The organism is Demequina sp. NBRC 110054 (genome assembly GCF_002090115.1).
Classification (GTDB): Bacteria; Actinomycetota; Actinomycetes; order Actinomycetales; family Demequinaceae; genus Demequina.
On the sequence record NZ_BBRK01000004.1, the window covers coordinates 1,527,451 to 1,540,015 of the forward strand.

Sequence of the window (12,565 nt, forward strand, 5' to 3'; positions counted from 1 at the left end):
AGATGCATGACGGCTCTGCCTTGCCGTGCAACCGCTATCTGTCCGTTCATTCTCGAGGAGAACCCCGATGTCTGATGAGCTGAAGCTCGCCGCCGAGACCCGCACCGAGTTCGGCAAGGGCTTTGCCCGCCGAGCCCGTATGGCCGGCAAGATCCCCGCCGTCCTCTACGGTCACGGCACCGACCCCGTCCACGTGCTCCTCCCGGGCCACGACACGATGATGGCCCTCAAGCACGCGAACGCGCTGCTCACCATCGAGTTCGATGGCAAGTCCGAGACGGCCATCGCGAAGGACATCCAGCGCAACGCCGTCAAGCGCTCGATCGAGCACGTCGACCTGCTGCTCGTGAAGAAGGGCGAGAAGATCGCCGTCGAGGTCCCGGTCCACGTCGAGGGCGAGACCTTCGGCTCGACCATCCACGTCCAGGAGCTCAACACCCTGCACATCCAGGCCGAGGCCACGCACCTCCCCGAGACCATCGTCGTCTCGGTCGAGGGCCTCGAGGAGGGCGCGAAGATCGTCGCGTCCCAGGTCGAGCTGCCCAAGGGCGCCGAGCTCCTCAACGAGCCCGACGCGCTCGTCGTCCACGTGACGCAGCCCCGCACCGCGCCCGAGCCCGACGAGGCCGAGGCCGCCGCCGAGGCTCCCGCCGAGGCGACCGCGGAGTAACCTCCCAAGGTATGACAGCGCCCGGACCGCACCTGTGCGGTCCGGGCGCTTTCCCTTTGCGACACCTCCGTCGCACCGCGCGCCGCCCAGGCGTCCGTCGCATCGTCCCGGCGCCCGTGCGCGAAGCCACCGCACACACGCCACCGAGCAGCTGAGGAAACTGATGCCCGCACTCGTCGTCGGCCTGGGAAACCCGGGTGAGGAGTACGCCGCCACGCGCCACAACATCGGCGCGATGGCCATCGATGAGCTCGCGTCCCGCGCGGCCGTGTCGCTGTCGGTGCACAAGAAGACCCACACCCGCTCGACGGCCGCGCGCCTCGCGGGTGAGGCGGCCCACCTCGCGGTGCCGATGTCCTATATGAACGTCTCGGGCGGCCCCGTGAGCTCCCTGGCGAAGTACCTGTCGGTCCCGCCGACCGAGGTCATCGTGATCCACGACGAGCTCGACATCCCCTTCGGCACGGTCAAGCTCAAGCGCGGCGGAGGCTCGGGCGGCCACAACGGCCTCAAGGACGTCACCAAGGCGCTCGGCACCCCCGACTACATCCGGGTGCGAGTCGGCATCGGGCGCCCGCCTGGCCGCATGGACGCCGCGACGTTCGTGCTCAAGCCCTTCGGCGCCGCGGAGCGCAAGGAGCTGCCGTTCCTCGTGTCGGACGCGGCCGATGCGGTCGAGGCGATCCTCGAATCGGGCCTGGAGAAGGCACAGCAGCGCTTCCACAGCCCGTCCTAGCAGGGTCGAGGCGGGTTTCGGGTTGCCACTGCACCCGTCCGGCTGACTACTATCGAAGTAGTGACCTCGAGGCGGTCGCGGAGCCCCGTCCCGGCAGCCTCTCAGTTCGAGCGCTCGCAGGAGGCACCCCATGCCGTGGCATATCCCCCAAGCACCCGCAGGCGAGGGCTTCAAGGCCGCGCTGTTCGATCTGGATGGCGTGCTGACCCCCACCGCTGAGGTTCACATGGCTGCGTGGAAGCGCATCTTCGACGACTACTTCTCGTCGCACTCGATCACCCCTGCGTACTCCGACGCCGACTACTTCGCGCACGTGGATGGCGTGCCTCGCTACGACGGCGTCGCTCGGCTGCTCAAGTCGCGCGGCGTCGAGATCCCGTGGGGCGATCCCACGGACGCTCCCGGAACCGACACGGTGTGCGGGCTCGGGAACGCCAAGAACGAGGCCTACACCGCCGTCCTCAAGGAGAACGGCGTGACCCCGTACGAGGGCTCGGTGGCGCTTCTCGACCATCTGGGCGAGCTCGACGACTTCCCGATGGCCGTCGTGTGCAGCTCGCGCAACACCCCCGTGGTGCTCGAGGCCGCGGGCCTCGCGGACAGGTTCGCGACCGTCGTCGACGGGGACACCGCCGCCGCGGAGGGCCTGCCCGGCAAGCCCGCCCCCGACACCTTCCTCGCCGCCGCGAAGCGGCTCGGCGTCCCCGCGGCGGACTGCGTGGTGCTCGAGGATTCGCTGTCGGGCGTCGCGGCCGGGCACGCGGGAGGCTTCGGCCTCGTGCTCGGAGTGGATCGCGGCGCGGGCATGGACGCGCTTGAGATCGCCGGCGCCAACGTCGTGGTCAAGGACCTGAGCGAGCTGGTCGAGCTATGAAGGTGGCCCACCGGCCTCTGCACGACACGAGCGTGCCCGAGTATCTCGACAGGCTCCGCTTCCCGCCCGACCCGTGGAAGCTCATGGAGACCTCCTTCGATGCGGACGACCTCGGCACGACCGAGACGCTCTTCGCCGTCGGCAACGGGTACCTCGGCCTGCGAGGCAACATCGAGGAGGGCCACGACGGCCACCAGCACGGCACGTTCATCAACGGCTTCCACGAGACCTGGCCCATCCGGCACGCCGAGGAGGCCTACGGGTTCGCGCGCACGGGCCAGACGATCGTCAACGTGCCCGACCCGAAGGTCATCCGGCTCTACGTCGACGACGAGCCGCTGCTGCTCTCCGTCGCGGACCTGATCGACTACTCGCGCACGCTCGACATGAAGGAGGGCGTCCTCACGAGGGACCTCCTGTGGCGCACGCCGGCGGGAAACCGCGTGCGCGTGCGCTCGTCGCGCATGGTGTCGCTGAGCCAGCGTCACCTCGCGGTGATGCGCTTCGAGGTCACCCTGCTCGACTACGAGGCGCCGATCGCGATCTCCTCGCAGCTGCTCAACCGCGGCGCGGGCCTCGACGAGTACCGCGCGAACAAGCAGCCGACGTCGGGCTTCGACCCGCGCAAGGCGGAGAAGCTCGACGAGCGCGTGCTCGAGCCGCGCATCCACCACGGAGACGACAACCGCGTCCTGCTCGGCTACCGCACCCGCAACTCGGGCATGACGCTCGCGTGCGCGATGGAGCACCACATCGAGTCGGACGCGGACTACACGACCGTCACGGACGTCGCGCCCGACTACGCCAAGCAGGTCTACCGCTCGCGCCTCCAGCCGGGCCAGACCTTCTCGCTGACCAAGGTCGTCAGCTATCACACGTCCCGCATGGTGCCGCCGCGCGAGCTCGCCGACCGCTGCAACCGCACGCTCGACCGCGTGCGCGAGGAGGGCGTCGAGAAGCAGTTCCAGGATCAGCGCGACTGGCTCGCGGAGTTCTGGGAGCGCTCGGACGTCGAGATCGCCGAGCAGCCCGAGATCCAGCAGGCGGTGCGCTGGAACCTGTTCCAGCTGCTGCAGGCAGCCGCGCGCGGTGACGGATACGGTGTCCCCGCGAAGGGCGTGACCGGCTCCGGCTACGGCGGCCACTACTTCTGGGACACCGAGATCTACGCGGTGCCGTTCTTCATCTACACGTCGCCCGTGATCGCGCGCAATGCGCTGCGCTACCGCTACCGGCTGCTCCCCGCGGCCGAGCGGCGCGCGGGCGAGCTCGCGCAGAACGGCGCGCTGTTCCCGTGGCGCACGATCAACGGCGAGGAGGCGTCGGCCTACTATGCGGCCGGCACCGCGCAGTATCACATCGACGCCGACATCTCGTATGCGATCAACAAGTACGTGCTCGCGACGGGGGACGACGAGTTCCTCGCTCGCGAGGGCATCGACATCCTGGTGCAGACAGCGCGCATGTGGGCGGACCTGGGGTTCTGGCGTCATTCCCGCGGCGACGGTGAGTCCTTCCGCATCCACGGCGTGACGGGCCCCGACGAGTACACGACCGTCGTGAACGACAACCTGTACACGAACGTCATGGCGCGCTTCAACCTGCGCTGCGCCGCCGAGTCTGTGCGCAAGCTGCGCGGGCAGTGGCCGGATCAGTACGCCAAGATGGTCGCGCGCATGGACCTCGACGACGAGGAGGTCGAGGAGTGGGAGCGCGCCGCCGAGGGCATGGCGATCCTGTGGGACGACCAGCTCGGCATCCATCCGCAGGACGCGCTGTTCCACGAGCGCGAGGTGTGGGACCTGGAGAACACGCCGCCCGAGAAGCGGCCCCTGCTCCTGCACTTCCACCCGCTCGTGATCTACCGCTTCCAGGTCCTCAAGCAGGCCGATGTGGTCCTCGCGCTGTTCCTCCAGGGCGAGCACTTCACGATGGATGAGAAGCGCGCGGACTTCGAGTACTACGACCCGATCACGACGGGTGACTCGACTCTGTCAGGCGTGGTCCAGTCGATCATCGCCGCCGAGGTGGGCTACCACCAGCTCGCCCTCCAGTACTTCTGGGACGGGCTCTTCGTCGACCTCGCGGACCTGCACTCGAACACCGCGGATGGCGTGCACGTCGCGTCGACCGGAGGTGTCTGGTCCGCGCTCGTACACGGCTTCGGCGGTTTCCGCGACCACGGTGAGGGTCTCAACTTCGACCCGCGTCTGCCCGACTCGTGGCCGTCGCTGACCTACCGGGTCACGGTGCACAACAACCGCCTCAAGGTCACGGTGCGCCAGGAGTCGATCGAGTTCTCCATCGAGCGCGGTCGTGCGCTGTCGGTCAACGTGCGCGGCGAGCGCTTCCTGGTCACACCCGAGAACGAGGTGATCGTGCCGCTCGCGGACCAGGGTCCTCGCCTCGACGGCGCCCCGGACCCGTCCGCCTTCCACGGCACCCTCCGCGCGGACGGCTCGGTCATCACCGCGTCCCTGCCGGCGATGGTCACCGATGCGGAGGACCAGGTCGTCGATTAGGCTTGATCAGCCGCGACGGCGGCCGATGGATGAGGTAGCAGCGGTGAGGTCTCTCCCGCATACCCCGATGCGCTTAGGAGCACCCGCATGACCGAGGCACGCAAGATGAACGTCGAGTCGTTCAATCTGGACCACACGCAGGTCGACGCGCCCTACATCCGGCTCGCGGACCGCAAGGTCCTCCCGCACGGCGACGTGCTGAGCAAGTTCGATGTGCGCTTCTGCCAGCCGAACAAGGAGCACCTCGAGATGGTCGCGGTGCACTCGATCGAGCACTCGTTCGCCGAGTGCGTGCGCGACTTCAGCGTGGACGTCATCGACTTCAGCCCGATGGGCTGCCAGACCGGCTTCTACCTCATCATGAGCGGCGAGCACACGCCGGAGGACGTCAAGAGCCTCGTGCTCAAGACGATGCGGGCGATGCTCGAGCTCGATGAGGTGCCGGCTGCGAACGAGGTCCAGTGCGGCTGGGGCGCGAACCACTCGCTCGCCGACATGAAGGACGAGGTCCACGCGTTCCTCGAGAACGCGAACTCCCTCCTGGACGTGATGCAGTGACCGCCGGCGACATGCCCGCGGTCCTCGTGGCGATGCCCGAGGAGGCGCAGGGCTTCCTCGACCTCTCGGACGGTGCGAAGCAGGTCGCCTCGACCGACGAGGCCTACGTGGTCACGTCGGGCGACGTCACCTACCTGCTCGTCGTCACAGGAATCGGGATGGTGTCCGCGGCGCGCGCGGCGACGATGGTCGCGTACGGCGTCATCGGCGGCATCACGCCCACGGCCCTCATCTCCGCGGGCACGTGCGGCGGCATCCCCGGGCACGTGACCGTGGGGGACCTCGTCGCGCCGTGCTGCGCGCTCGACTGGTCGGCCGACTCGACCTCGATCGGCTACGAGTACGGGCAGGTCCCCGGGCACGCGGCCTTCCACGAGTCTGACGACGACCTCGTGGACCTCGCCGTCAAGCTCGGTGCGAAGAAGGGCTACCTCGCCTCGGCCAACGCCTTCGCGGTCGCCGCGACGGTGGACCTCATCCGCGAGCGCTTCCCCAAGGTCATCGCGACCGACATGGAGACCGCCGCAGTGAGCCAGGCCGCCGCGCAGGCGGGCGTGCCGTTCCTGTCCCTGCGATGCGTCTCGGACATGTGCCAGGGCGACGGGGGAGCCGAGTTCGACGAGCACCTGGACGATGCGGCGGCCAGGTCCGCTCGGGCCGTCCTGGATCTCCTGGCCCGGGAGTCCGTGGCCAACCCCGCGACGGTCTAGCGGGACCTAGCCTTCGAGTCCTTCGAACGGCGATCCCGGCCTCTCGGACGCCTCGGCCGAGGTCACCTCGCGGTCTTCGGTGTAGTAGTCCTTCAGCGGCACTCCCCAGGTGGTGTGCCATGCCTCGCCGTCGGGAAAGGCGATCACGACGGCGTGGAAGTCGAGGAAGTACTGGGTGAGCGCGACTGTCGAGCCGTCATCGAGCATGTACTCCAGCCCAGTCGCCCGGGCTCCGTCGATCTCCGCCGCAGGATCTGGCGCCTCGCTTCCAGGCATGTCAGTGAAGGCGTCGACCAGTTCCTCGATGAGACCCGCGTCGTCGATCGTCGTGCGCGTGACGACAGGCTCATCGGCTCCGGACACCTCGTAGAAGTACATGTCGATGCTCGTCACGTGGGCAGCGTCGAGCTCGATCGAATGCGTCTGGGTGGGTGCGCAGGCGGAGAGTGCGAGCGCCCCGAGCACGAGGGCCACCACGCCGGCCTTTCCACTCACCCTGCCCACGGTGATCCCCCGATCCCCTCGGCCTCCGACCCTACCGGTGCGTGACGCGCGCCAGGAACTCCTGCGTCGCCGGCTCCTTCGGGAAGCCGAAGATCTGCTCGGGCGGGCCCTGCTCCAGGATGCGGCCCTGGTGCATGAACACGACGCGGTCGGCGACCGAGCGCGCGAACGACATCTCGTGCGTCGCCATCAGGATGGTGGAGCCCTGCTCCTTCAGCGAGCGCACGAGGTCGAGCACCTCGCCTACGAGCATCGGGTCCAGCGCGGACGTGATCTCGTCGAGCAGGAGCAGCTCGGGGTCGGTGAGGATCGCGCGGACGATCGCGACGCGCTGCTGCTGACCGCCTGAGAGGCGGTCGGGGTACTCGTCCACCTTGTCGCCCAGGCCGAAGCGCGTGAGCAGGTCGACGCCCTTCGCCTTCGCGGTCTCGGCGTCGACGCCGTGGACCTTGCGTGCCGCGAGGGTGACGTTGTCGATCACCTTCATGTGCGGGAACAGGTTGAAGTGCTGGAACACGACGCCGATGCGCGCGCGGACCTTGTCCACGTCGATCGCGGGGTCGGTGATGTCGTCTCCGGACAGGACGATGCGGCCGTCGTCCACGCGCTCGATGAGGTTGATCGTGCGCATGAGGGTCGACTTGCCCGAGCCCGAGGCGCCGATGAGGACGACGACCTCGTGCTTGCCGATGCCCAGGTCCACGCCCTTGAGGACGTGGTTGTCGCCGAACAGCTTGTGGACGTCGTGAAGCTCGAGGACGGCGCTTGAGGTGGGGACGGCGCCTTGGTCGACGGTGCTCATACGGTCCCTCCGATCTGCTCGCGCGCGGCCATTCGGGCCGAGATGCGGTCGGTGAGGCGGATCATCGGGAAGCTCAGCGCGACGAACAGCAGGCCGGCCACGACGTAGGGCGTGAAGTTGTAGGTGCTCGCCTGGACGATCTGGGCGGCGCGGATCGCGTCGACGGCGCCGAGCACGGAGATCAGCCCGACGTCCTTCTGCATCGACACGAAGTCGTTCATGAGCGCGGGGATGACCTTGCGCAGGCCCTGAGGGATGACGACCATGCGCAGCGTCTGCGCGTGCGACAGGCCGAGCGAGCGGGCCGCGACGCGCTGCGACGGGTGGACGGCCTCCATGCCCGCGCGCAGCACCTCGGCCACGTAGGCGGAGTAGCACAGCACGATTCCGATGGTGCCGAGCAGCGCGGCGGGGAAGCGGGTGGTGGGGTTCAGCGCGGGGATGCCGAAGCCGACCAGGTACAGCACGATCAGCACGGGCAGGCCGCGGAACAGGTCGGTGTACCCGGTGGCGAGTGCGCGCAGCGGGAAGAACACCGGACCGCGCAGCGAGCGCATCACCGCGAGCAGCGTGCCGATGATCGCGACGCCGATCGTCGCGAAGAACAGGACCTGGATGTTGAGCCACAGGCCCTCGAGGATCTTGGGGAGGCTCTCCCACGCGATCTCGGGGTTGAAGAAGGCCTGCTGCACGCTCTCCCAGCCGGGGGAGGTGAGGACCAGGGTGCCCGCGACGACGGCGAAGAGCACCGTCGACACGAGCGCGACCAGGACGGAGCGGCCGGACGCCCGGCGCCGGAATTCGCGTCGCTCGAGCTCGAGCTCGCTGGGCTGCCAGGCGGCCGTGGCCGCTCCGTCGGTGGTCATCTCAGAGTGTTCCTCGTTTCAGGACGGTGCTTAGTTGAGGACCGGCACGTCGATCGCGTCGGACAGCCACTCGGACTCGAGGTCGGCGAGGGTGCCCTCCGCGGCGAGGGTGTCGACGGCCTCGGTGACGGGCTCGGTGAGCGCCGAGTCCTTGGGCAGGACCAGGCCGAACTCGTCGCCGCCGGTCGCGTCCGCGAACTGGCCGACGACCACGCCGCCATCGAGCTCGACCGCGGCCTGGTACAGGGCGGACGGAAGGTCGGTGACGTAGGCGTCGATCTGGCCGGCGGTGAGCGCGGCGTTCACGTCGGCCTGGTTGTTGAAGACCTGGACGTTGTCCTCGCCGAGCGCCTCGACGGCGATGTCGTAGGACGTGGTGCCGACGGCGACGCCGACGAGCGCGCCCTCGAGGTCGGCGGCGCTGGCGGCGTCGGCGTAGTCGTTGCCCTCGACCGAGACGACCGCCTGGGTGGCGGTGTAGTACGCCGAGGAGAAGTCCACGGCCTCCTTACGCTCCTCGGTGATGGAGAACTGCTGGAGATTGAAGTCCCAGTCCTTGGCGCCGGGCGCGATCGCCTCGTCGAAGCCGGTGCGGACCCAGACGACGTCCTCGGCGTCGTAGCCGAGCTCCTCGGCGACGGCGTAGGCCACGGCGGCCTCGAAGCCCTCACCGGACTCGGGCTCGTCGCCGACGACCCACGGCTCGTAGGCGGGCTCGCCAGTCGCGATGGTGAGCTTGCCCTCGGTGACGGTGTCGAGCTCGACGGCGGCCTCGGTGGTCGCGGTGGCGCTCGAGTCGGCGGAGGCCGACTCGGAGGTCTCGGCGTCGGTCGAGCTCGAGCAGCCCGCGAGCGCGAGCGTCGAGACGGCGAGCAGCGCGACGGAGGCGCGGCGCAGGGTCGGTGCAGTGAACATAGATCTCTCCTGGGACAGAAAGGGGTTCCGAGCGAGATCGCCATCGATCGCTCGCGGGTGTGGGAATCCTACTCGGAGGACTCGGCGAGCCTCCAATCGGCAAAATCGAAACCTGGTGAGACAACGCACGAGACCAGCGCCTCCGCATCGTCCAGGAGCCGTGCCGACTGCCAGACCCCCGCGGGGACGAGGCACTGCTGGACGTCGCCGCCCACCGCGTCGGGGCCAAGTCGGACGGTCGTGACCGAGCCGGGCTCCCCGCCCGAGCCGCCGAGCGACAGCTCGAGCGCGCCGGGCCCGTGCCATAGCCACACCTCGTCGGACGTGACCACGTGCCACGCGCTGTGCTCGCCTGGCGCGAGGAGGTAGTGGATCATCGTCACGGCCGGGCGGTCGCCGCCGTCCGTCGAGACGGGGATCGGCGACGTGTAGTAGCGCCGGAACCAGCCGCCCTCGGGGTGCGGCTCGAGGTTCAGGGACGATGCGGTCGCGGGGATCATCTGTGGTCCTCCTGGACTCCGGTGGTCGCGGTGAAGGCGGCGGTCGCGTAGCGCACGCGTCCCGCGGTGACGGTCGCGGCGGCCCTGCCCTCGCCCGACTCGGCGAGCGTGGTGAGCGTCTCGGTGACGTCGGTGACGGGCACGTCGAAGAAGGCGAGGTCGGCGTTGGTGCCGACCGCGAGATACCCGGTGCGGCCCACGCCCTCGTCGATGCCCATCGCGTGCGCGCCGCCCAGGGTCGCGGCGCGCAGCAGCCGCTCGGCGAGGTCGTCGTGCGAGTAGCCCTGGTTCCTTGCGATGCGGAAGAGCGAGGCGACATCGGCCATCGGGTCGAGCGACGGGGACGACGACAGCGAGTCCGTGCCGACAGCGATCGGGCTGCCCTCGCGCAGGTATGCGGCGACGGGCGGGGCGTCGAGGCCGATCACCTCGTTCGAGCGCGGGCACAGTGCGACGGTCGTGCCGCGGGCGCGCAGGATCGCGCGGTCGGACTCGCTCATGTAGACGCCGTGCGCGATGTGGCAGTCGGGGCCGAGCACGCCGAGGTGGTCCACGTACTCGGTGGCCGACGTGCCGAAGCCCGCTTGGCGCAGCTCGAGCAGGCTGCCGAGCTCGAGGTTCTGCCACGGCTCGTTGCGGTCGTGGTCGAACTCGCGCTCGATGCCCGACTCGCCCAGGTGGATGTGGATGCGGCTGCCGCGCTCGCGCACGATGTCGGGGATCTCGAGCAGCGGCATGATCTCGAGCGAGTACGGCGCGTGCGGCGACAGGCCGGTGCCGGGGCGCGTGGGGAGCGAGTCGAGCGCGGCCTCGACCTCGGCGCGGCCCTGGGTGCGCCACTCGTCGTTGGTCCAGTCGATGACCTCCCAATACGTGATGCCCGCGAGACCCGCGTCGTGCAGGGCCCTCGCCGCCTCGGGGTCGGTCACGATGTCGGCGGCCGCCGTGACGCCCGCGCCGATCATCTGCTCCGCGCCGAGCTTGGCGTCGGCTGCCCAGTCGTGCGGCTCGTCGTACACGGGGTTGAAGGCCTTGGCCCAGTCCTCGAAGCCCTTGTACTGGCCTCGACCGACCTCGGACATGCCCGTGTACTGGAGGTGCGTGTGCGCGTTGACGAGGCCCGGCGTGAGCACGCCGTCCCAGCGGACGTGCGTGAAGGGCAGGCCGCGCTCCTCGAGCGACTGCTCGACCCACGTGCGCGAGCCGACGTGCAGGATGCGCTCCCCGCGCACGGCGATCGCGCCGTCCAGGATGGGAGGTGCGGTCACGGGCAGCACGAGGGCCGCCGAGTACAGGGTGACCGGGAACGCGGTCATGCAGTCTCCTTGGGGGTCTTGCTCGCGGACGATGGGGTGGCGGGCCGGGCGGCGGCGTAGCGGGGCGAGCGCCAGTCGGTCTCGGCCCCATACGATGCGTCGGTCGCCGGGGTGAGTTCGAGGCCGCGGGCCTCGGCGGCCGCCTTGCCGACCGTGGCGACCGCGGCGTCGGACAGCGCGTGGACTCCCACGCCGGGGCGGGTGCGCACCAGCTCCGCGACCGCGGCGAGCTGGGTCGCGAACGACAGGTCCATGATCTCGATCGGGTTGCCCTCGGCGGCGGTGACGTTGATGCAGCCGCCGCGGTCCAGGACCAGGGTGTGGGCGGGCTCCGCGACGTCGAGGGCGCGCGCGACCGCGCCGGCCACGATGAGCGGCTCGAGGTGAGCGCCGTCGAGCATCACCTCGCCGGGCACGCCTCCTGCGACCGCGACCACGGTCGCGGCGGCGAGGATCTCGGGCGTGACGGTCGCGGGGGCGCCCGTGCACGAGACGACGAGCGCGCCCTGGGCGAGCTCCTCCGACGGGCCGACGTCGAAGCCGTCGTGGACGGCGAGCAGCGCGCGGACCGGGTCGATCTCCGAGACGCGCACCTCCGCGCCGAGAGCGTTGAGATGCGCGGCGACGCCGACGCCGACGGGGCCGTAGCCGATCACGAGCACGGGGAGGTCGCGGACGGTCATGTCGACCTGCTCGAGCAGGTCCGCGATCGCGAACACGCACGACTGGCCCGTGCCGTAGCGGTTGTCGAAGCCGGTCTTGGTGGCCGCGTCGTTCACCGCGACGACGGGGGTCTTGAGCGCGCCCTGCGCGGCCATGCGGCGCAGCGGGGTAAGGCCCGAGGTGGTCTCCTCGGTCACGCCGATCCAGCCCTCGACCAGCTCCGGGGCGGCCTCGTGCGCGAGGCGGACCACGTGAGAGCCGTCGTCGACCACGACGTCGAAGCCGCGGCGCAGCCACGCGAGGGCGGCCTCGCGCTCGGCGTCGCCCGAGAGGGTCGCGTCGGCATCGACCGGCACACCGCGGTCCCTGAGCGCCTGCGCGACCTCGAGGTCGGTCTCGTCGGGGTGCGCGTAGACGGCCACGTCGGCGCCCGCGTCGCGCAGCATGAGTGCGAGGTTCGCGGTCTTGGGCTCGAGGGTCATCGAGACGCCGATGCACAGGCCGCTCACGGTGCCGGCCGCCTTGAGCTCGGCTGCGAGCGTCGCAGACACGGGCATGTGCGCGCGGGCGAAGTCGAGTCGCCCGCCCGCGTCTCCCCGCGAGGTCAGGGGCTTCCCGCCCAAGGCGAGCGCGCCATCGTCCGCGCTCGCGTCGATGTCGAGCACGTCCGGGCCCGTCGCATCGTCCTCGACGAGGCGTGCGCCGAGGGCGCGGGCCATGCCGGCGACGGCGAGCGCCGCCTGGGTGTCCTCCTCGTCGGCGCTGACGCGGATGGGGCGTCCGGCGATGAGGAGGTTGGTCTCGCGGGCGAAGCGGCGCAGCAGGCGCTCGGCCTCAAGCACGGGATGTGGCATGGCCTCAATTCTAGGGACGGCGGCCTGGGACCGACGCCGTCGAGAGCGGCCACAGGTCCCGGGGCCCGCCTGTCG

The 12,565-nt window shown here is 70.0% G+C and carries 13 protein-coding genes; 6 read left to right on the top strand and 7 right to left on the bottom strand.

Features of this window, described 5'->3' with window-relative positions; all coding sequences use genetic code 11:
• Nucleotides 1-67 precede the first annotated feature (67 nt).
• The 6 genes from B7K23_RS06985 (at nucleotide 68) to mtnN (ending at nucleotide 6,070) form a co-directional block, all read left to right on the top strand.
• Complete coding sequence (locus tag B7K23_RS06985) at nucleotides 68-670, top strand: 50S ribosomal protein L25/general stress protein Ctc (RefSeq protein ID WP_084125626.1); 603 nt, start codon at nucleotides 68-70, stop codon at nucleotides 668-670.
• 163 nt (nucleotides 671-833) lie between these two features.
• On the top strand, nucleotides 834-1,406 hold the full coding sequence (gene pth, locus B7K23_RS06990) for an aminoacyl-tRNA hydrolase (protein WP_084125627.1): 573 nt from the start codon (nucleotides 834-836) through the stop codon (nucleotides 1,404-1,406).
• Between the two features lie 130 nt (nucleotides 1,407-1,536).
• On the top strand, nucleotides 1,537-2,280 hold the full coding sequence (locus B7K23_RS06995) for an HAD family phosphatase (RefSeq protein WP_084125628.1): 744 nt from the start codon (nucleotides 1,537-1,539) through the stop codon (nucleotides 2,278-2,280).
• On the top strand, nucleotides 2,277-4,802 hold the full coding sequence (locus B7K23_RS07000) for a glycoside hydrolase family 65 protein (protein WP_084125629.1): 2,526 nt from the start codon (nucleotides 2,277-2,279) through the stop codon (nucleotides 4,800-4,802). The genes B7K23_RS06995 and B7K23_RS07000 overlap by 4 nt, the downstream gene beginning before the upstream one ends.
• Nucleotides 4,803-4,889: 87 nt before the next feature.
• Nucleotides 4,890-5,360 (top strand): S-ribosylhomocysteine lyase, encoded by a 471-nt coding sequence (locus tag B7K23_RS07005; protein ID WP_084125630.1) that lies wholly within the window; start codon nucleotides 4,890-4,892, stop codon nucleotides 5,358-5,360.
• Nucleotides 5,357-6,070 (top strand): 5'-methylthioadenosine/S-adenosylhomocysteine nucleosidase, encoded by a 714-nt coding sequence (gene mtnN, locus B7K23_RS07010; RefSeq protein WP_084125631.1) that lies wholly within the window; start codon nucleotides 5,357-5,359, stop codon nucleotides 6,068-6,070. The genes B7K23_RS07005 and mtnN overlap by 4 nt, the downstream gene beginning before the upstream one ends.
• A gap of 6 nt (nucleotides 6,071-6,076) precedes the next feature.
• On the opposite strand, the gene B7K23_RS07015 is transcribed toward mtnN, so the two are convergent.
• From B7K23_RS07015 to B7K23_RS07045, 7 genes are all read right to left on the bottom strand, one after another.
• On the bottom strand, nucleotides 6,077-6,565 hold the full coding sequence (locus B7K23_RS07015) for a hypothetical protein (protein ID WP_143338134.1): 489 nt from the start codon (nucleotides 6,563-6,565) through the stop codon (nucleotides 6,077-6,079).
• A 40-nt stretch (nucleotides 6,566-6,605) separates the two neighbouring features.
• Entirely contained in the window at nucleotides 6,606-7,376 is a 771-nt protein-coding gene (locus tag B7K23_RS07020) for an amino acid ABC transporter ATP-binding protein (protein WP_084125633.1), read from the bottom strand.
• Nucleotides 7,373-8,242 (bottom strand): amino acid ABC transporter permease, encoded by an 870-nt coding sequence (locus tag B7K23_RS07025; protein WP_084125634.1) that lies wholly within the window; start codon nucleotides 8,240-8,242, stop codon nucleotides 7,373-7,375. The genes B7K23_RS07020 and B7K23_RS07025 overlap by 4 nt, the downstream gene beginning before the upstream one ends.
• A 30-nt stretch (nucleotides 8,243-8,272) precedes the next feature.
• The gene (locus B7K23_RS07030; RefSeq protein WP_084125635.1) at nucleotides 8,273-9,157 is read right to left on the bottom strand and encodes an ABC transporter substrate-binding protein; all 885 of its coding nucleotides are present in this window, start codon (nucleotides 9,155-9,157) and stop codon (nucleotides 8,273-8,275) included.
• A gap of 68 nt (nucleotides 9,158-9,225) precedes the next feature.
• Nucleotides 9,226-9,657, bottom strand: a complete 432-nt coding sequence (locus tag B7K23_RS07035) for a cupin domain-containing protein (RefSeq protein WP_084125636.1) — start codon at nucleotides 9,655-9,657, stop codon at nucleotides 9,226-9,228.
• A complete protein-coding gene (locus B7K23_RS07040) occupies nucleotides 9,654-10,973 on the bottom strand; it encodes an amidohydrolase family protein (RefSeq protein ID WP_084125637.1) in 1,320 nt (439 codons plus the stop codon). Before B7K23_RS07040 ends, B7K23_RS07035 begins: the two co-directional genes overlap by 4 nt.
• Nucleotides 10,970-12,490: an adenosylhomocysteinase gene (locus B7K23_RS07045; protein ID WP_084125638.1), complete on the bottom strand. Its 1,521-nt coding sequence runs from the start codon at nucleotides 12,488-12,490 to the stop codon at nucleotides 10,970-10,972. Before B7K23_RS07045 ends, B7K23_RS07040 begins: the two co-directional genes overlap by 4 nt.
• Between the last annotated feature and the right edge of the window lie 75 nt (nucleotides 12,491-12,565).

Excerpts from the sequence above, each read along its gene's own strand:
- B7K23_RS07045 (WP_084125638.1), bottom strand. The coding sequence starts at position 12,490 with ATGCCACATCCCGTGCTTGAGGCCGAGCGCCTGCTGCGCCGCTTCGCC.
- B7K23_RS07040 (WP_084125637.1), bottom strand. The coding sequence starts at position 10,973 with ATGACCGCGTTCCCGGTCACCCTGTACTCGGCGGCCCTCGTGCTGCCC.
- B7K23_RS07025 (WP_084125634.1), bottom strand. The coding sequence starts at position 8,242 with ATGACCACCGACGGAGCGGCCACGGCCGCCTGGCAGCCCAGCGAGCTC.
- B7K23_RS06995 (WP_084125628.1), top strand. The coding sequence starts at position 1,537 with ATGCCGTGGCATATCCCCCAAGCACCCGCAGGCGAGGGCTTCAAGGCC.
- B7K23_RS07030 (WP_084125635.1), bottom strand. The coding sequence starts at position 9,157 with ATGTTCACTGCACCGACCCTGCGCCGCGCCTCCGTCGCGCTGCTCGCC.
- B7K23_RS06985 (WP_084125626.1), top strand. The coding sequence starts at position 68 with ATGTCTGATGAGCTGAAGCTCGCCGCCGAGACCCGCACCGAGTTCGGC.
- B7K23_RS07000 (WP_084125629.1), top strand. The coding sequence starts at position 2,277 with ATGAAGGTGGCCCACCGGCCTCTGCACGACACGAGCGTGCCCGAGTAT.
- B7K23_RS07005 (WP_084125630.1), top strand. The coding sequence starts at position 4,890 with ATGACCGAGGCACGCAAGATGAACGTCGAGTCGTTCAATCTGGACCAC.
- B7K23_RS07020 (WP_084125633.1), bottom strand. The coding sequence starts at position 7,376 with ATGAGCACCGTCGACCAAGGCGCCGTCCCCACCTCAAGCGCCGTCCTC.
- B7K23_RS07035 (WP_084125636.1), bottom strand. The coding sequence starts at position 9,657 with ATGATCCCCGCGACCGCATCGTCCCTGAACCTCGAGCCGCACCCCGAG.
- pth (WP_084125627.1), top strand. The coding sequence starts at position 834 with ATGCCCGCACTCGTCGTCGGCCTGGGAAACCCGGGTGAGGAGTACGCC.